At 57.0% G+C, this 16877-nt stretch carries 19 protein-coding genes; 4 read left to right on the plus strand and 15 right to left on the minus strand.

Annotated features, from left to right (window positions below; all coding sequences use genetic code 11):
* Positions 1 to 40: 40 nt before the first annotated feature.
* The 12 genes from dtpA to blr form a co-directional block, all read right to left on the minus strand.
* Entirely contained in the window at positions 41 to 1546 is a 1506-nt protein-coding gene (gene dtpA, locus AC3EMD_RS11565) for a dipeptide/tripeptide permease DtpA (RefSeq protein ID WP_008804640.1), read from the minus strand.
* Positions 1547 to 2147: 601 nt separating this feature from the next.
* The gene (nth, locus tag AC3EMD_RS11570; RefSeq protein ID WP_008804641.1) at positions 2148 to 2783 is read right to left on the minus strand and encodes an endonuclease III; all 636 of its coding nucleotides are present in this window, start codon (positions 2781 to 2783) and stop codon (positions 2148 to 2150) included.
* A gap of 1 nt (position 2784) precedes the next feature.
* Positions 2785 to 3483, minus strand: a complete 699-nt coding sequence (locus tag AC3EMD_RS11575) for an electron transport complex subunit E (RefSeq protein ID WP_008804642.1) — start codon at positions 3481 to 3483, stop codon at positions 2785 to 2787.
* Between the two features lie 2 nt (positions 3484 to 3485).
* The gene (gene rsxG, locus AC3EMD_RS11580) at positions 3486 to 4106 is read right to left on the minus strand and encodes an electron transport complex subunit RsxG (RefSeq protein ID WP_032691405.1); all 621 of its coding nucleotides are present in this window, start codon (positions 4104 to 4106) and stop codon (positions 3486 to 3488) included.
* Between the two features lie 10 nt (positions 4107 to 4116).
* Positions 4117 to 5169, minus strand: coding sequence for an electron transport complex subunit RsxD (gene rsxD / locus AC3EMD_RS11585; protein ID WP_012968049.1), 1053 nt, complete (start codon positions 5167 to 5169; stop codon positions 4117 to 4119).
* Positions 5170 to 7227 carry an electron transport complex subunit RsxC gene (gene rsxC / locus AC3EMD_RS11590; protein ID WP_110191045.1) on the minus strand — a complete coding sequence of 686 codons (2058 nt, stop codon included), beginning with the start codon at positions 7225 to 7227 and terminating at the stop codon, positions 5170 to 5172.
* Complete coding sequence (gene rsxB, locus AC3EMD_RS11595; protein ID WP_008804646.1) at positions 7220 to 7798, minus strand: electron transport complex subunit RsxB; 579 nt, start codon at positions 7796 to 7798, stop codon at positions 7220 to 7222. Before rsxB ends, rsxC begins: the two co-directional genes overlap by 8 nt.
* On the minus strand, positions 7798 to 8379 hold the full coding sequence (rsxA, locus tag AC3EMD_RS11600; protein WP_002907658.1) for an electron transport complex subunit RsxA: 582 nt from the start codon (positions 8377 to 8379) through the stop codon (positions 7798 to 7800). The genes rsxB and rsxA overlap by 1 nt, the downstream gene beginning before the upstream one ends.
* A gap of 78 nt (positions 8380 to 8457) precedes the next feature.
* Entirely contained in the window at positions 8458 to 8898 is a 441-nt protein-coding gene (locus AC3EMD_RS11605) for a DUF2569 domain-containing protein (RefSeq protein WP_008804647.1), read from the minus strand.
* A 75-nt stretch (positions 8899 to 8973) separates the two neighbouring features.
* Complete coding sequence (ydgT, locus tag AC3EMD_RS11610; protein WP_004202843.1) at positions 8974 to 9189, minus strand: transcription modulator YdgT; 216 nt, start codon at positions 9187 to 9189, stop codon at positions 8974 to 8976.
* Positions 9190 to 9407: 218 nt separating this feature from the next.
* On the minus strand, positions 9408 to 10778 hold the full coding sequence (locus tag AC3EMD_RS11615; RefSeq protein ID WP_046881360.1) for a GH1 family beta-glucosidase: 1371 nt from the start codon (positions 10776 to 10778) through the stop codon (positions 9408 to 9410).
* Between the two features lie 115 nt (positions 10779 to 10893).
* A complete protein-coding gene (blr, locus tag AC3EMD_RS11620) occupies positions 10894 to 11031 on the minus strand; it encodes a division septum protein Blr (RefSeq protein ID WP_248178879.1) in 138 nt (45 codons plus the stop codon).
* A gap of 190 nt (positions 11032 to 11221) precedes the next feature.
* Here blr and AC3EMD_RS11625 point away from each other — a divergent pair, with 190 nt between their 5' ends.
* Complete coding sequence (locus tag AC3EMD_RS11625) at positions 11222 to 12262, plus strand: oxidoreductase (protein ID WP_302074094.1); 1041 nt, start codon at positions 11222 to 11224, stop codon at positions 12260 to 12262.
* Between the two features lie 35 nt (positions 12263 to 12297).
* On the opposite strand, the gene add is transcribed toward AC3EMD_RS11625, so the two are convergent.
* Both add and AC3EMD_RS11635 read right to left on the minus strand, forming a co-directional pair.
* Positions 12298 to 13299: an adenosine deaminase gene (gene add / locus AC3EMD_RS11630; protein WP_012968052.1), complete on the minus strand. Its 1002-nt coding sequence runs from the start codon at positions 13297 to 13299 to the stop codon at positions 12298 to 12300.
* A gap of 157 nt (positions 13300 to 13456) precedes the next feature.
* Positions 13457 to 14605, minus strand: coding sequence for an MFS transporter (locus AC3EMD_RS11635; RefSeq protein ID WP_032730522.1), 1149 nt, complete (start codon positions 14603 to 14605; stop codon positions 13457 to 13459).
* A 194-nt stretch (positions 14606 to 14799) separates the two neighbouring features.
* Between AC3EMD_RS11635 and AC3EMD_RS11640 the strand changes: the two genes are divergently transcribed.
* Both AC3EMD_RS11640 and AC3EMD_RS11645 read left to right on the plus strand, forming a co-directional pair.
* The gene (locus AC3EMD_RS11640) at positions 14800 to 15264 is read left to right on the plus strand and encodes a winged helix-turn-helix transcriptional regulator (protein WP_064179785.1); all 465 of its coding nucleotides are present in this window, start codon (positions 14800 to 14802) and stop codon (positions 15262 to 15264) included.
* A 242-nt stretch (positions 15265 to 15506) separates the two neighbouring features.
* Entirely contained in the window at positions 15507 to 15692 is a 186-nt protein-coding gene (locus AC3EMD_RS11645) for a hypothetical protein (protein ID WP_008804653.1), read from the plus strand.
* A 9-nt stretch (positions 15693 to 15701) separates the two neighbouring features.
* Here the strand turns inward: AC3EMD_RS11645 and AC3EMD_RS11650 are convergent, their stop codons facing one another.
* A complete protein-coding gene (locus AC3EMD_RS11650; RefSeq protein WP_008804654.1) occupies positions 15702 to 16070 on the minus strand; it encodes a hypothetical protein in 369 nt (122 codons plus the stop codon).
* Between the two features lie 273 nt (positions 16071 to 16343).
* Here AC3EMD_RS11650 and cybB point away from each other — a divergent pair, with 273 nt between their 5' ends.
* Entirely contained in the window at positions 16344 to 16871 is a 528-nt protein-coding gene (gene cybB, locus AC3EMD_RS11655; RefSeq protein ID WP_008804655.1) for a cytochrome b561, read from the plus strand.
* Positions 16872 to 16877: the final 6 nt, after the last annotated feature.

A 16877-nucleotide genomic window follows, 5' to 3' on the forward strand; every position in this document is an offset into this window, starting at 1 on the left:
AACGTTAGCGGCTTAAAAATAATTGGTTTTCCCTGCGGCGTCAGGCTGCCGCGGTTTCGCGTGCTTTCAGGTCCGCGCTGTCGTCCTGAGTCATACGGTTCAGCTTCGGCGCCGTGAGCAGCATCAGGGCGGCGATAACCGCGGTGACGATACCAATCTGCAGGAACACGTGGCCGTACACTTCCAGCGACACCAGCGGATCGGTGACGTTTTCCGGCACCGCCATCAGGTTGGCGATTTTCCCGGCGATGATCGCCGCGCCGGCGGTAGTGAGGAACCAGCTGCCCATAATGAAGCCCATCAGACGCTGCGGAACCAGCTGAGCGACCATCGCCAGGCCGAGGCCGGAAATCATCAGCTCACCAATAGACTGCAGCGCGTAGCTCAGAATGAGCCAGTTAACCGAGACGATGCCGGCGTCGCTGGCGAACTTCGCCCCTAAAGGCAGGACGAGGAACGCGCCGGAGCACAGTACCATGCCGATAGCGAACTTGTGCGGCATCGGCAGGCGGTCGCCCATCTTGTTATAAATGGCTGCCAGAATAGGGCTACCAATCATGATCCAGAACGGGTTCAGCGCCTGATACTGTTCCGGTTCGAAGGCGATACCGAGGATCGAGTGCTCAACGTTACGAATCGCGAAGAAGTTCAGAGAGGTCGGCATCTGGCTGTACAGTACGAAGAAGACAATCGCTTCTACCATCAGCAGGAAGGCGACGATCATTTTACGACGCGCGGCACCTTTCAGACCGATGGTTTCTTTGGCGAAAATCACGACGATACCCAGTGCGACGACGCCCAGCACCATACGTGCGATGCCCTGGTTGTGCAGCAGCCAGGTGGCGATGGCGACCAGCACCACCACGCCAGCGATGGTCGCCAGCAGTTTGCCCATGTGTACCGGGGCAAAGTCCGGTTTCGAACCGTACTGTTTTACCCATTTCTGGCAGAAGGCAAAGTTAATAATCGTGATCACCATCCCCACCACGCTGAGGGCAAACGCCACGCTCCAGCCGAAGCGAGCAGCCAGCCACGGGGTTGCCAGCATCGAGAAGAACGAACCGATGTTGATGGACATGTAGTACATGGTGAATGCACCGTCCAGACGGGGATCGTTTTTGTCATAGCAGGTAGAAAGCAGGGAGGACGGGTTGGCTTTGAACAGACCGTTACCGACGGCGATGGTCGCCATACCCATATAGACGATGGCAGCATCATGGCCGGACCAGGCCACCAGCGCATAGCCGATGGCCAGCACGATAGCACCCAGCATGATGACACGTTTGGTGCCCAGCACTTTATCGCCCAGCCAGCCGCCAATAGCAACCAGACCATAGACCAGCGCGCTAAAGGAGGAGAACAGAGTAATGGAATCCGCTTCCGACATACCCAGCTGTTTTACCAGGTAAACGGCCATGATCCCTTGCAGGCCGTAATAACCAAAACGCTCCCATAACTCGATCGAGAAAATGAGATAGAACGCGCGTGGTTGTTTGAAAGCGTTCAGACTCACGCTTTCTGCTGGTTTATTGTTTGCAGTAGACACATATACCTCTTTTTTTACATCCCATATTTACTGGGGGGTGTTCGGGGCGCAATCTCGTTGGACCGCCGCCTTTATAGTTATTTTGGGAGGGAAAACGGCAGGTAATGTTCACTATCCTGGCGCATCAGGCAAGGCCTTTGTAATAAACTGTTACACATAATATGGGTGGCATAATGCTCCGGACATATGAATGTTATCCAGAGTTAAATTTCACCGTTTCGTTATGATTGCTATTTTTATCTTTTTCATCAGTCTGATTTCGTTAAAAAGGCGATATATTCTACTGATTGACCTCATGGGTAGTGATATGGTCCATTATCCTAAAAATTAATGGTCTATTATCCTGGTAATCTTTGCTCAATCGTTGTATTGCCTGACATTTGTTTTCATTTTCACAACATGTAATCAACATAAAGTTGCGAGCATGATCTCGATCACAAATGTAGAGAAATTTTGCATCGAGAAAAAATGAAAGCACTGATTGTTCGTTATATAGCCGGATTATTACCCATCATAAGAGACATTTTCTGGTGTTAACGGCGGGTTAAATGCACAAATTCGAGCCATAACTCAGGGTTAAGTTATGGCTCAGAAGAAGGGATCAGGCGTAGACTTTCTCTTTAAATTCGCAGAGGTCTTCAATCAGGCAGGAGCCGCAGCGCGGTTTGCGGGCAATGCAGGTATAACGTCCATGCAGGATCAACCAGTGATGACAGTCGACCTTAAACTCGGCGGGGACCACCTTCAGAAGCTTCTCTTCCACTTGCTCAACATTCTTGCCAGGGGCGAATTGCGTCCGATTGCAGACGCGGAAGATGTGCGTGTCCACGGCGATGGTCGGCCAGCCAAAGGCGGTGTTTAGTACCACGTTGGCGGTTTTACGGCCCACGCCGGGCAGCGCCTCCAGCGCCGCTCTGTCTTCCGGCACCTCGCCGTTGTGCTGCTCCAGCAGGATGCGGCAGGTTTTGATGACGTTTTCCGCTTTGCTGTTAAACAGGCCGATAGTCTTGATATACGATTTCACCCCATCCACCCCCAGCGCCAGCATCGCTGCGGGCGTATTGGCCACCGGATAGAGTTTGGCTGTCGCTTTGTTGACGCTGACATCGGTGGCCTGCGCAGAAAGCAGAACGGCAATCAGCAACTCGAACGGCGAACTGAAATGCAGTTCGGTAGTGGGATGGGGATCGTTTTCCCGCAGCCTGGTGAGGATCGCCAGGCGTTTGGCTTTGTTCATGTTACGCTTTCCCTGTCACGTCAGACGGGGCGACAGAAACGGCCCGGGCCGCTTGCGCCTTCCGCTGCTTGCTACGTTCATCGATGAGGTATTTTACCGCCAGCATCATGCCGAGGCCAATAAAGGCGCCTGGCGGCAGCATAGCCAGCAGGAAGGGGGTATCCGTATGGAAAACCTCGATGCGCAGCACCTTTGCCCAACTACCAAGCAGGCTGTCGGCGCCGTCAAACAGGGTGCCATTGCCAAGGATCTCGCGCAGGGAGCCCAACACAAACATCGCGCAGGTGGCGCCCATGCCGATAGAGAAGCCATCCAGTGCTGACAGCGCCGGCCCTTTTTTGGCGGCAAAGGCTTCGGCGCGGCCGACCACGATGCAGTTGGTCACAATAAGCGGGATGAAAATCCCCAGCGACTGATAGAGGCCGAAGGCATAGGCGTTGATCAGCATCTGCACGACGCTCACCACCGAGGCGATGATCATCACGTAGATGGGGATCCGGATCTCCGCCGGCGTCCAGCGGCGCAGGCTGGAGATGGTCAGGTTGGTTAAGGTTAGCACCAGGGTGGTCGCCAGACCCAGCCCGAGGGCGTTGGTGGCGGTCGAGGTGACCGCCAGCAGAGGGCACATCCCTAACAGCTGAACCAGGGCGGAGTTATTTTTCCACAGGCCCTGGACGATGACGTCTTTAACTTCGCTCATGGTCATTCTCCACAGGCGGTGAATTCAGGAAGTTGCGCAGGCAGCGTTTGTGCATACAGGCCTGCGCGCTTAACGGCATTGACCACCGCCCGGGGGGTGATGGTGGCGCCGGTGAACTGGTCAAAATCGCCGCCATCTTTTTTGACCGCCCAATGGCTGTCGCCCTGACCGTGGATGACTTTCCCGGCAAAATGGGTGATCCAGTCCGACAGGCGAAGCTCGATTTTATCGCCCAGGCCCGGCGTTTCATGATGCTCGGTCACGCGGGTGCCGAGGACCGTGCCGCTAAAATCGGCAGCAACCAACAGCTGTATTGCCCCGGAATAGCCATCCGGCGCGGTGGCTTCCATCACCGCGCCGATCGGCTGGTCGTTATTTTTGGCTATCCACACTTTATGCTGGCCTTTGCCCAGCGCCGGGGCGCTGACCAGATAGCAGCTCTTGAGCAGATCGTTATTATAGCGGTCGGCGGGTAAGACCTGATCAAATAACGCTTTCTGCTGCAGGGCCGCCTGCTGATCGATAGTGCTTTTCGTCAGTTCATTGATCGCCGCCGTCAGCCCGGTGGATCCGGCGGCAAACAGCGCCAGCGTTACGCCGTGTTTTCGCATCGTTTTTAACATCATCGCTCTCTCAACGGTGGCCGTACACGCGCGGGCGCGTGTAATAATCGATCAGCGGCACGGTAATATTCGCCAGCAGAACGGCAAATGCCACGCCATCCGGGTAACCGCCGAAGCTGCGAATAAGCCACACCAGCAGGCCGGCGAGGGCGCCGAAGATCAGGCGGCCGCGGTTGGTTGTTGAAGCCGTCACCGGGTCGGTCAGAATAAAGAAAGCACCGAGCATGGTGGCGCCAGAGAACAAATGCATCTGCGGCGACGCCAGGCTTTGCGGCGAGAATAACCAGCCGAGGGTGGCACACAGCCCAAGGCTAACGAGAAAGCTGACCGGAATATGCCAGCGGATCGCTTTCTGCCACAGCAGGAACAGACCGCCCGCCAGCCAGGCGATATTCACCCACTGCCAGCCGAGGCCCGCCAGTACGCCACCGTAAACCGGCAATTGCAGCACCTGCTGGACGCTATGCCCGGCATGCAGAGAGGTTTTAAAGGTATCCAGCGGGGTGGCCTGGCTGATGCCGTCGATACCCAGTCGCAGGCTGGCCATGTCGCCCCCGGCGGCGGTATGCCCGGTGAAGATCATCTGCAGCACATCGCTGAACGCCGGAACCTGGGCGGCAATTTCATATGAAGGCAGCCAGGAGGTCATCTGTACCGGGAATGAAATCAACAGCACGACGTAGCCGATCATCGCCGGGTTGAAGGGGTTATGGCCTAATCCACCGTACAGCTGCTTGGCGATCACCACGGCAAAGGCAGTGCCGAGCACCACCATCCACCAGGGGGCCAGCGGTGGAATACTCACCGCCAGCAACAGGCCAGTGAGCAGGGCGGAGTTGTCCTTCAGGGTCGCCACAATATGCTGTTTGCGCAGTTTGAGAATAGCGGCTTCCGTTGCCCAGGCCGTCAATGCGGCGAGGACAATCTGCAGTACGGTACCCCAGCCGAAAAACCAGGTCTGGACCACAATGCCAGGCACGGCGGCGAGCAGCACCAGCAGCATAATACGCGAGGTCTGCCGCTGGTTATGGGTATAGGGGGAGCTTGCGATTCTGAAAACCATTTATTCCTCGTTAACTGCCTGCTGTGTTGCTTTACGCGCCTGAACGCGGGCGATAGCCGCGGCGACGGCCGCTTTGCGTGGGTCGTCATTGGCTGCGGCTGACGCGAGATCCGGTTGTGCGGCCTGTTGTTCGGCTTTGCGCGCTTTGGCGCGGGCGATGGCGGCTTCCACCGCGGCTTTACGCGGGTCGACCGGCTCGGCTACCGGGGCTTCCACCGGCGCAGCCTGCTGTTCGGCTTTACGCGCTTTGGCACGGGCGATGGCGGCTTCCACCGCGGCTTTACGCGGGTCGACCGGCTCGGCTACCGGGGCTTCCACCGGCGCGACCTGCTGTTCGGCTTTACGCGCTTTGGCGCGGGCGATAGCGGCTTCCACCGCGGCTTTACGCGGGTCGACCGGCTCGGCGACCGGGGCTTCCACCGACGCGGCCTGCTGCTGTGCCTTGCGTGCCCGGGCTTCGGCCTTCCGCGCTTCGCGTGCAGCGATCGCCTCGCTGTTATCCGGTTTGGCGCCAGACTGAATCACGATCGGTTGCGCGGCATCACGCTGTTTGTCGCGTACCCGGGCGAGGGCGGCGTTAATCGCATCCTGATCTTTGGCGGCAGGCTGAACGGCAGCTTTTTTATGCCGTTCGGCGCGGGCGGCTTTTTCACGCTCCAGGCGCGCCTGTCGGGCTTCGAATCGCGCTTTAGCTTCTGCGGCGCGCTGCTCTTCCTGGCGAATCGCGCTGATCTCCGCTTTCTCCTGACGGAAGTACTGCACCAGCGGAATATTGCTTGGGCAAACCCACGCGCAGGCGCCGCATTCTATGCAGTCCGCCAGATTGTGCGCGGTGGCTTTATCGTGCTGCTGGCCTTTGCTGAACCAGTACAGCTGCTGCGGCAGCAGATCGGCCGGACAGGCGTCGGCGCAGGCGCTGCAGCGAATGCAGCCTTTCTCTTCCTGCGGCTCGCCCATCTCGCTGGCGGAAGGCGCCAGCAGGCAGTTGGTGATCTTCACCACCGGGACATCCAGCCCCGGCAGGGTAAAGCCCATCAGCGGGCCGCCCATGATCACCATTGGCTCGGCGCTGGCGCAGAAGCCGGCGTCGTTAAGCAGATGGCGTACCGGGGTACCAAGGCGCGCCCAGACGTTGCCCGGCCGCGAGACCGCCTCGCCGGTCAGGGTGACCACGCGCTCCGTTAACGGCTCGCCGTCAATCACCGCGCGTTTTATCGCATAGGCCGTCCCCACGTTCTGCATCAGCACGCCAATATCCGACGAACGACCGCCATGAGGCACCTGCTTGCCGGTGAGAATTTGGGTAAGCTGCTTGGCCCCACCGGAGGGGTATTTAGTGGGGATCACGCGCAGCGAGATGCCATGGGCGTCGCAGAGCACCGCCCGCAGCATCGAAATGGCCTGCGGTTTATTGTCTTCAATGCCGATCAGCACTTCGTCAGGCTGCAGAATATGCGCGAGGATGCGGATCCCGTCGACAATCTGCGCGGCGCAGTCCTGCATCAGGCGGTCGTCCGCCGTGATATAGGGTTCGCATTCGGCGGCGTTAATAATCAGCGTCTTAATTTTATCGCCGCCGCCGCGCAGTTTGCTGCCGGTGGGGAAACCGGCGCCGCCGAGGCCTGCGACGCCAAACTGATGAATGCGTTCGATAAGCGCTTCGCGCGTGCGGACCTGATAATCACTCCAGCCATCGCGCTCAATCCAGCGGTCTTCGCCGTCGGCGTCAATGATCACGCTCATCTCCGCCAGCCCCGAAGGATGAGCGGTGGTGTGCGGGGCGATGGCGGTAACGGTACCGGAGGTCGGGGCGTGTACGGGCAGCATTCTTCCCCATCCGCGGGTCAACGGTTGGCCGCGCAGCACCCGATCGCCCACCTTGACGCACAGTTCGCCTTCGGCGCCAATATGCTGCTTGAGCGGAATGATAAGGCGCTGCGGCAGGGACACCTGGCGCAGTGGGGTACCGTTAGACTGGGTTTTCATTTCGGGCGGATGAATACCGCCGTTAAAATCCCAGACTTTATCTTTTCGGAAAGCGGAAAATAACTTAAACATGTTGTTCCACAGGAATATTGCGCACCGGGATCGCATGGAGATCCCATTTCCAGGTTTCCGGGGTGGTCGCCACCGGAACGAGCGAAATGCACTGGGTCGGGCAGGGGGCTACGCACAGATTACAACCGGTGCACAGGTCGTTCATCACGGTATGCATGGCGCGGGTTGCCCCGACAATCGCATCTACCGGACACGCCTGGATGCATTTGGTGCAGCCAATGCAGTTCGGCTCGTCGATTACCGCGAGCATACGAACTGGCTCCGCCTCCTGTTCATCGCCATCGACCGGCTGCGGGTCGACGTTCAGTAAGGCGGCGATTTTTAACATTACGGCTTCGCCACCCGGCGCACAGCGGTTAATTTTTTCACCCTGGGCACCAACAGCTTCCGCATAGGGACGACAGCCGGGGTAGCCGCACTGCCCGCACTGGCTCTGCGGCAACAGTTCATCAATTTTTTCCACCACCGGGTCGTCCTGCACCGCGAAACGGCGGGAGGCATACCCCAGTATTAAGCCGAAAATCAGCCCTAACAGGCTGATGGCGATCACGGCTATCCAGACTGCGCTCATTACAACTTCACCAAACCACTAAAGCCCATAAAGGCCAGAGACATTAAACCGGCGGTAATCAATGCGATGGCATTACCGCGAAACGGCGCGGGCACATCGGCCACCACCAGGCGTTCGCGGATCGCCGCGAACAGCACCATCACCAGCGAGAAACCGACGGCGGCGGCAAAGCCGTACAGCGCGGACTGCAGGAAATTGTGCCCCAGATTAATATTCAGCAGCGCCACCCCGAGTACGGCACAGTTGGTGGTGATCAGCGGCAGAAAGATACCCAGCAGGCGATAGAGCGCCGGGCTGGTTTTACGCACGACCATTTCAGTGAACTGAACCACCACGGCGATGACCAGAATAAAGGCCAGCGTGCGTAAATAGACCAGATTTAAGGGGATAAGGATCCAGGTATCAATCAGCCAGGCGCAAATAGAGGCCAGCGTCATCACGAAGGTCGTGGCAAGCCCCATCCCCATTGCGGTTTCCAGCTTTTTGGAAACCCCCATAAACGGGCACAGACCAAGAAACTTCACCAGAACGAAGTTATTGACCAGGACTGTACCAATAAAGAGCAGTAAATAATCAGCCATCATGCGACCTGAAACGAAAAAAAGCCGCTTATTATCGAATAAAACGATACCGGCGACAACAGGTTAAGTGTGGGGTTATTACGGATGAACAAAGGTCCGCTTTACCCGCTGGGAACGGCGAAAATAGGGCGCCAGGAGCGCGGCAGCCAAGAGTGGAAACAGCAGCTGGCGCAAAGCAAGGACATCCGAGACGGGAGAGAAGGCAAATGCCTTTATCGCCAGCAGCAGGGTGATGAGCAGCCAGATAATATAGTGCTTAGGGACCAGCGAGCGTCGCTTAAAGAACGCGATGGTCAGCCAGAGCGTGTAATACCACATGGCGACGGCAAACAGCAGCGAAGCGAGCCACAGCGCCAGATGTCCGGTGCTCATGGCGCGGAGCAGGGCATACGTCTGCGTCGACATGAGAGCATTAGCAAAAAACAGCAGCGATAAGGAGGCGCTCAGTAGCGCCACCAGCAACCAGGCCAGCGGTGCCAGCAGCCATCCGCCAATGCGTTCTGCAGATTGAGACGTCATGTTACTCCCCTATTCAACGCCAGTAATGAAAATCAGGCCGGGAAGTATAAGCAACTGGCGTGAAGGATGACAGCCTTACTGCACGAATCGCCAAACGGATTTAGGCACCTGGCCCACATCGAACAATTTACCACCGGAGACCAGCTCTGCCCGGCGGTGGTCGGCCGCACGATACATATTCACGATCTCTTCGGTGTCGGTCAGGGAGTAGTTAAGGTGATCAAATAGTTTTTCAAGACTTTCGAGCGAACTGATTTTGCGGAATTTTAATAAATAGTCCAGAACGGTCATTTTCGTATCCATTTTATAATCGGAATAATTATGTTGAATATTATCAGCATTCACTAAACCTACTCTCAACCAACGGCGCCTTCTGAATGGGGCCGGGTGGAATGATTCAGGTTATATAAACCCATGACAAGGGGCGAGAGCCGACCTTGAAGAGCAGGGAGAAGTTTAAGAATATTCTAAAACCAGACCGGGCGCCGAATGGCGCCCGCAAGAGAAGATTAACGCTGTTCGCCGTGACTGGCAATAACAGATTTGTACCAATAAAAACTCTTCTTTCGTTTGCGTGCCAGATTTTGCTGGTGATCGACATAGACAAAGCCGTACTGCTTTTGATATCCGTTGAGCCAGCTCAGCAGATCGATAAACGACCAGGGATAATAGCCGCGCACATCCGCCCCCAGCGCCAGTGCCTTTTCCAGGGCGCCAATATGGCTGCTCAGGTAGTCGATTCGCGGATCGTCGACCACTTCTCCGGCAATTATCGGGTCTTTCGCTCCCAGGCCATTTTCGGTGATATAGATCGGGATATCGCCATAGCGTTCCTTGATCATCATAATGCCGTCCGTCAGCCCCTGCGGCCAGATTTCCCATCCCCATTCGGTATAGGTGCTCTGCGGATTACGCACGAAATAGAACAACCCCTCCACGCCAGGTTCGCCACCGGTGGGGATGTTGGACGGCTGGGCGGACACCGTTTCCCGGCGATAGTAATTCAGCCCGATAAAGTCACAGCGATTCTCGCGCAGTAGTGTGTCATCGTCCGGGGCAAAGCGTGGTACCCCCCACAGAGCCTGGGTCTGCGCCAGCAGGGCGGCAGGATAGGTGCCTTTCAGTACCGGGTCGTAAAGCCAGTGGGTGTGGATGGCGTCAGCCAGTTCGGTGGCTTTTTTGTCCGCCTCACTGTCGGTGAGCGGAGTATGCGGCTGTAGCACATTGACGAAGCCAATCTCGCCCGCCACGTTCATCTCGCGGAATGCCTTGACCGCCAGCGCATGGGCGATAAACACGTGATGACAGGCCTGAATGGCACGCGCCGGATCGCGCACCGCCGGGGGATGCAGACCGTTAATGTAGCCGTGGCCAATGAACACGATGGTTTCGTTAAAGGTCGCCCACAGCTTCACCCGTGAACCAAAGCGCGCATAGCACAGGCGGGCGTACTCGGCGAAGGCCTCGGCGGTAGTGCGTGCTTCCCAGCCACCCTCATCCTGCAGGGCCTGCGGCAGGTCCCAGTGATAGAGGGTGATCATCGGCTCAATATTGTGCGCCAGCAGTTCGTCGATCAGATCGCTGTAAAACTGTACGCCGGCTTCATTCACTTCGCCGCGCCCAGCGGGCAGCAGCCGGGGCCAGGAGATGGAGAATCGATAACTTTGCAGGCCCATTTCGGCCATTAACGCAACGTCTTCGCGAAAACGGTGATAGTGGTCGACCGCGACATCGCCGGTGGTGCCTTCAAAGGTGGTACCCGGCAGGTGAGAGTAGATGTCCCAGATTGACGGTCCTTTACCGTCTGCGTCGTGCCCACCTTCAACCTGATACGCTGCGGTAGCGGCACCCCATAAAAAATTGTGCGGAAAAGCGGCCATGAAAAAGCTCCCAGTCTGATGATAGAGGGAGTGTAATCAAAGCAAGGATAGCTGTGCAACCGGTTTCTGAAACCGGTTGCACAGTTGCGAGGCGGGTCACTGTTTCACGGCGGGGCTACTTTGTCTGCACCGCATCCGCTGGCGGTGGCGACTGGTAGTTATCAATATGGTGGGCGATAACCAAAAGCAGTGCGGAAATCCCAAAAACAATCCAGCCAATAAGTTCTACAATACGGGTAAAAACAGTCGTCATAACACTTCAGTATCCTTTGAACACAGTGGGAAATGTTACTCCATGGTCAGCAGATCACAAGGGGTATCTGTCTGATTTTGCACGCATGCGGAAAAACAGCTGTGAATCAAATGATAAATTTTGCTCATTGTTTGTAAGATTATTCTCATCTACGCGATATTGACATTAGCTGAATAAGTGAGGCGGTAACATGAGTGACGCGATCCGGGTAGGGCTGATAGGCTACGGTTACGCCAGCAAAACGTTTCACGCGCCGCTGATCGGCGGCACGCCGGGCATGGCGCTGACGAGGGTCTCCAGCAGCGAGGCCGGCAAAGTCCATGCCGACTGGCCGGGGGTCAGGGTGGTGAGTGCGGCAAAAGACTTGCTCAACGATCCTGATATTGATCTGGTGGTCATCGCCACCCCGAACGATACCCACTTCCCGCTGGCGAAAGCGGCGCTGGAAGCGGGCAAACATGTGGTGGTGGATAAACCCTTTACCGTGACACTGTCACAAGCACGCGAGCTGGAGAGTCTGGCGAAGCATTGCGGCCGGGTGCTGTCGGTGTTTCATAACCGCCGCTGGGACAGTGACTTCTTAACCGTCAGGGCGTTAATTAACGAAGGTCAGCTGGGGGAAGTGTGTTACTTTGAGTCGCATTTCGATCGCTTCCGCCCCCAGGTGCGTCAGCGCTGGCATGAGCAGGGGGGGCCCGGAAGTGGCATTTGGTACGATCTGGGGCCACATCTGCTTGATCAAGCGGTGGTGCTCTTTGGCCTGCCGGTGAGTATCACAGTCGATCTCGCTCAACTTCGCCCCGGCGCGCAATCCACCGACTATTTTCACGCCGTGCTGGCCTATCCCCAGCGGCGGGTGGTGCTGCATGGCACATTGCTCGCTGCGGCGGAGAGCGCGCGCTTTATCGTCCACGGCTCGCGGGCCAGCTATATTAAGTTCGGCCTTGATCCTCAGGAGGAACGGCTAAAAAACGGTGAACGACTGCCGCAGGAGGACTGGGGGTATGATATGCGCGACGGTACTCTGACCCGCGCCGAAGGCGACGAACGAAGCGAGGAGACATGGCTGACGCTGCCGGGCAACTATCCCGCCTACTATGCCGCCATTCGCGACGCGCTTAACGGGGAGGGAGAAAACCCGGTCCCGGCCAGCGAGGCGATTCAGATCATGACGTTGATTGAGCTGGGTATCGAGTCAGCCAGACATCGCGCCACGCTCAGCCTGGTGTGAGGGGGAGCCCGGCAGCGCTGCCGCCGGGCCGGTGATCAACCTTTCGCCACCCGCTGAATGAGAGCGGCTTTTTCCTGTTCGCTCAGAAACGCCTGGGTCAGACCGTTGATCTGTGCCTGACGGATCTGCTCCCGGCTCAGGCCCGCCGCCGGCGCCGCCACGGTGTACTCGTGAATGATATCGACGCCCTGCACCGCCGGATCGTCAGTGTTGAGGCTCGCCAGCACGCCGTGCTCAAGGAACTGCTTCAGCGGATGCTGGGCCAGCGAAGCCACGGTGCTGGTTTGCACATTCGAGGTCAGGCACGATTCAATGCCGATCTGATGTTCGGCCAGGTAGTCCATCAGGGCCGGATCCTCTACCGCTTTGACCCCATGACCGATGCGCTCCGCGCCCAGCTCGCGGATGGCCTGCCAGATACTTTCCGGTCCGGCCGCTTCGCCAGCGTGGACGGTAATATGCCAGCCAGCGTCGCGGGCCTGATTAAAATGGTTGAGGAACAGCGTGCCCGGGAAGCCCAGCTCATCACCGGCCAGATCCAGCGCGGTGATGCCCTCGCGGTGAGCGAGCAGCGCCGCCAGCTCTTCCTGACAGGCCGCTTCACCGAAGGTGCGGCTCAGAATGCCGATCAGGCGGGCGTCGACCTGAAAATCGCGGCTGCCTTCACGTACGCCCGCGATCACTGCCTCTACTACGCCGTCGACAGGAAGCTGGTGGGTCATCGCCATATAGCGGGGAGAGAAGCGCAGCTCAACGTAGTGCAGGCCATTGCGCGCGGCGTCTTCGACGTTCTCGTATGCCACGCGACGGCAGGCTTCCAGTGAGGCAAGGACTTTTACCCCCCAGTCGAGCTTGGCGAGAAAACTGACCAGATCGGGCTCAAGGCTGGTGACCTGGACGTGGGGACGCAGCGTGTCGAGGGTGGAAGCGGGAAGGGCAATATTAAACTCGCGGCCAAGATCGAGGATGGTTTGGGCCCGGATGTTACCGTCAAGGTGGCGGTGAATGTCGGTTAATGGCAATGAAGAATCAATCATGGTCGCACTCTTTTTTTAGTTAAAGTGCACGTCATTATACAACATGTACATAACTGTTTAAAAGCATTGAAAAAATCCATTCGATACAAACAGCTGGGGCTTCTCTGGTCACTTTTCCGCTCTTTTTCGCTGCGCCATTTTACAGCGAGCACGACGTTCATGATTGACGCGATCCTGACCAGACCAGAAAAGCACAGGCGCTGACCGCGGCGCCGGCAAGGCAAACCGCCTGCCATCCCCAGTGAGAATAGAGCTGGGTGGCGACGATAGCACCTGCCGCGCTGCCCAGCGAATAAAAACACATGTAAGCCCCAACCAGGCGGCTTGCCGCTGCAGGCCTGGCGGCAATAATCAGACTCTGGTTGGTGACATGAACGGCCTGCACCGCAAAGTCCAGTGCGATAACGCCCGCTATCAGCCAGAGCAGAGAAGTTTCGGCAAAGGCGATAGGTAGCCAGGAGAGCGCCAGCAGCGCCAGCGCCAGGCCGGTCGTGCGCTGCGCCCATCCCTGGTCAGCCCATCTGCCCGCCCTTGAGGCGGCCAGCACGCCAGCGATGCCGGCTAAGCCAAACATCCCTGTCTGGGTGTGCGACAGGGAAAGAGCGGTGAGCGGCATGACCATGGTCGTCCACAGCATGCTGAAAGCGGCGAAGATCAGTAGCGCCAGGATCCCGCGCTTTCTCAGTTGCGGTTCAGTGAGGTACAGCTGAAAAACTGACTTCAGTAAGGATAGATAAGTGGGCTTTTGCGGCTGCGGCGGGGGCGAAGGCATGACTTTCCAGACGACGCCGGCAATCAACAACATCAGACAGGCAGCCGTGAGATAAACGGCTCGCCAGCCGGCGATATCAGCGATCGCCCCTGATATAAAACGAGATAACAGAATGCCTGAAACAATGCCGCTGGTCAGGGTACCTACCGCCTGGCCTCGTTTCTGCGGCGTCGCCAGTATCGCCACCCACGCCACCATCAACTGCACCACCACGGCCATCAGCCCGACGATCAGCATGGCCCCCAGCAGGATCGCGATATTAGGGGATAACCCTGCCACGACTAACGCCGCCACTGACAGCAACAGCTGAGTCAACACCACGTATTTACGGTTCAACCCGTCCCCGAGCGGAACCAGGAACAGCAAACCAATGGCATAGCCCGCCTGCGTTGCCGTGACGACGCTGCCAATCATACCGGGCGACACTTTCAGGCTGACCGCCATCGAGTCGAGTAAAGGCTGAGCTGAATAAACGTTGGCTACCGCCAGCGCGCAGGTCAATGAAAACAGCGTCGTTATCCCCGCGGTCAGCATCGTGACAGGGGCGGACGCGGTCGGGATCTCGTGCTCGGTACACAAACTTGCCTTGCATTTCATAAGAGGCCTGCACTCTGGTTGCTTTTTAAAACTAGTATGCTTATAAAACTAGCCATAGTGGTTTTCTTTTGCAACTGCTACGAGGGGAGATTAAGCTGGCAACAGCAGACTGATAGACGGAGAGCACGCAGATGGCGAAACAGGAATCACTCAGAACCAGTGAATGTCCGGTGGCAAGAACGCTGGAATCAATTGGAGAACGCTGGTGCCTGATGATTATTCGCGAGGCATTTGACGATGTGCGGCGATTCAGCGAGTTTCAAAAGAATCTAGGGCTGGCCAAAAATATCCTTGCCTCGCGGCTGAAGCACCTGGTCGATATCGGTATTTTCGCGATTTTACCGGCATCGGATGGCAGCGCCTACAAGGAATACGTCCTGACTGAAAAGGGGAGGTCTGTGTTTCCCATTGTTGTGGCGATGCGGCAATGGGGAGAGCGTTATATGTTTGATAAAGGGGAAACCTATTCTGTCCTGCTGGATAACGAACACGGTCAGCCGCTTCAGTATCTGGATGTGCGTTCCGCTCAGGGGGAGAAACTGCAACCAGGCGACTGCCATCGCCGGCGCGTAGTGTCGGATATCAGCGGCGAATGAAGGTCTGAAGGGGAGCGCGATCCCAGCAAGAGTACGAGCGTACCACTAAGTGGTCCTGGAACCATCCTGACGTCTCTTTTCGTGGCGGCTCCTGATGGCACCCCCAGGACGCCGCGACAGGCGAGCCACCGTCCGCCGCAGAATGCTGTGCATAATCATTTGCATTTATATTTTATTTGAATGTATTCATGTTACATATTAAATTCTGCTTACTTTATCGACGATGAGGCAAGGATGCGGATGTGGAGAGCGTAATCCATAACAATATTGAGGGTTTTCTGCTGCTGCTATTAAGCATGTGGCCGATTCTGATTGTGGTCTTTATTGGCGTTGCGATTTCATTCTATACCATGCTGTTACGCAAAACGGCGCTGGCCTGCCTGCTGTTCGCCGTCGCTATCGGCGCCGCAGGCTGGAGCCTCGCTTAGCATCCGATCTCAGGGTTTATCCAGCAGACTCATGCTGGAGGTGGCGGCGCCATCATTGAGATTGGAGGGTGCATGCCAGTCGCGGCCAGCCAGTGCGCTATCGCCCTGGCCGCTGCTGGCGACCGTATCCTGCTGCGTCGACATCGTCGAGCCTTCCAGCGCTTCATCGGCCCCCGACTGATCGGGCAGGGAGCTGGTATACCCGCCATTGTTTGAGTAAGTATCCATACCATTCACTTCATTCGGTACCGTGTCGGTGGTGGTGCCATCATCGTTTATGCAAAATGATCCGCCAATGCCGTTAGGCTGGCAGTCCGCAGCGAAAGCCGGGACAGCCAGCGACGCCAGCAACAATAGCGTTAAGCCGATTTTCTTCATTCTCATCTCCATGCGCAACGTGGCTCGACAGATGCTCTCTACTATAGAGAAGGACAGGACAGGGGAAGGTGACAAAACTGTTTAATTTTGTAATAGCGTACCGACTGCCGGTTGCCTGTTCGCTTCAGCACGTCGAGGCATGCTGCGCCTTCCCGGGTCGGGAGCGGATCGGCGCAATGCGGTAATCAATTGTTAATTCAACGTAAAGGTTAATGAAAATTTAAGAGAAGGCCGCTATGTTGGCGATATCACTCTTTCCATTAAGGAAATTCCATGCGCGATAAATATTCGGGCCTGCAGATCGGTATTCACTGGTTGGTCTTTTTGCTGGTGGTGGTGGCTTATGCGGCAATGGAGCTACGTGGATTTTTTCCCCGTAGTGACCGGCCGCTGATTAATATGATTCATGTCTCCTGCGGGATCACCATCTGCGCGCTGATGGTGGCGCGTTTGCTGGTGCGGCTGAAGTCGCCAGCGCCGCCGATCGTGCCGAAACCGTCGCCGATGATGACCGGTTTTGCTCATCTCGGCCATCTGGTTATCTATCTGCTATTTATTGCCTTGCCGCTGATCGGGATGGTGATGATGTACTGGCGCGGAAATCCCTGGTACGCCTTTGGCCTGACCATGCCGTATGCCCCACAGAGCGATTTTGAGCGGGTGGATACCCTGAAGGCGATCCATGAATGGTTAGCCAACGCCGGGTACTTCGTCATTGGCCTGCATGCCCTTGCCGCGCTGGTCCATCATTACTGGTGGAAAGATAATACCCTGCTGCGGATGATGCCTCGTAAGCGCTAAATGATC

The sequence above is a fragment of the Klebsiella sp. PK18 genome (genome assembly GCF_057784655.1).

Bases quoted from the DNA above. Each gene is read 5' to 3' on its own strand.
- AC3EMD_RS11605 (WP_008804647.1), bottom strand. From the start codon at position 8,898: ATGACGTCTCAATCTGCAGAACGCATTGGCGGATGGCTGCTGGCACCG.
- nth (WP_008804641.1), bottom strand. From the start codon at position 2,783: ATGAACAAAGCCAAACGCCTGGCGATCCTCACCAGGCTGCGGGAAAAC.
- add (WP_012968052.1), bottom strand. From the start codon at position 13,299: ATGATTGATTCTTCATTGCCATTAACCGACATTCACCGCCACCTTGAC.
- AC3EMD_RS11640 (WP_064179785.1), top strand. From the start codon at position 14,800: ATGGCGAAACAGGAATCACTCAGAACCAGTGAATGTCCGGTGGCAAGA.
- AC3EMD_RS11650 (WP_008804654.1), bottom strand. From the start codon at position 16,070: ATGAAGAAAATCGGCTTAACGCTATTGTTGCTGGCGTCGCTGGCTGTC.
- AC3EMD_RS11615 (WP_046881360.1), bottom strand. From the start codon at position 10,778: ATGGCCGCTTTTCCGCACAATTTTTTATGGGGTGCCGCTACCGCAGCG.
- rsxA (WP_002907658.1), bottom strand. From the start codon at position 8,379: ATGGCTGATTATTTACTGCTCTTTATTGGTACAGTCCTGGTCAATAAC.
- rsxG (WP_032691405.1), bottom strand. From the start codon at position 4,106: ATGTTAAAAACGATGCGAAAACACGGCGTAACGCTGGCGCTGTTTGCC.
- ydgT (WP_004202843.1), bottom strand. From the start codon at position 9,189: ATGACCGTTCTGGACTATTTATTAAAATTCCGCAAAATCAGTTCGCTC.
- AC3EMD_RS11625 (WP_302074094.1), top strand. From the start codon at position 11,222: ATGAGTGACGCGATCCGGGTAGGGCTGATAGGCTACGGTTACGCCAGC.
- rsxD (WP_012968049.1), bottom strand. From the start codon at position 5,169: ATGGTTTTCAGAATCGCAAGCTCCCCCTATACCCATAACCAGCGGCAG.
- AC3EMD_RS11635 (WP_032730522.1), bottom strand. From the start codon at position 14,605: ATGCTGACCGCGGGGATAACGACGCTGTTTTCATTGACCTGCGCGCTG.
- AC3EMD_RS11575 (WP_008804642.1), bottom strand. From the start codon at position 3,483: ATGAGCGAAGTTAAAGACGTCATCGTCCAGGGCCTGTGGAAAAATAAC.
- cybB (WP_008804655.1), top strand. From the start codon at position 16,344: ATGCGCGATAAATATTCGGGCCTGCAGATCGGTATTCACTGGTTGGTC.
- rsxB (WP_008804646.1), bottom strand. From the start codon at position 7,798: ATGAGCGCAGTCTGGATAGCCGTGATCGCCATCAGCCTGTTAGGGCTG.
- rsxC (WP_110191045.1), bottom strand. From the start codon at position 7,227: ATGTTTAAGTTATTTTCCGCTTTCCGAAAAGATAAAGTCTGGGATTTT.
- blr (WP_248178879.1), bottom strand. From the start codon at position 11,031: ATGACGACTGTTTTTACCCGTATTGTAGAACTTATTGGCTGGATTGTT.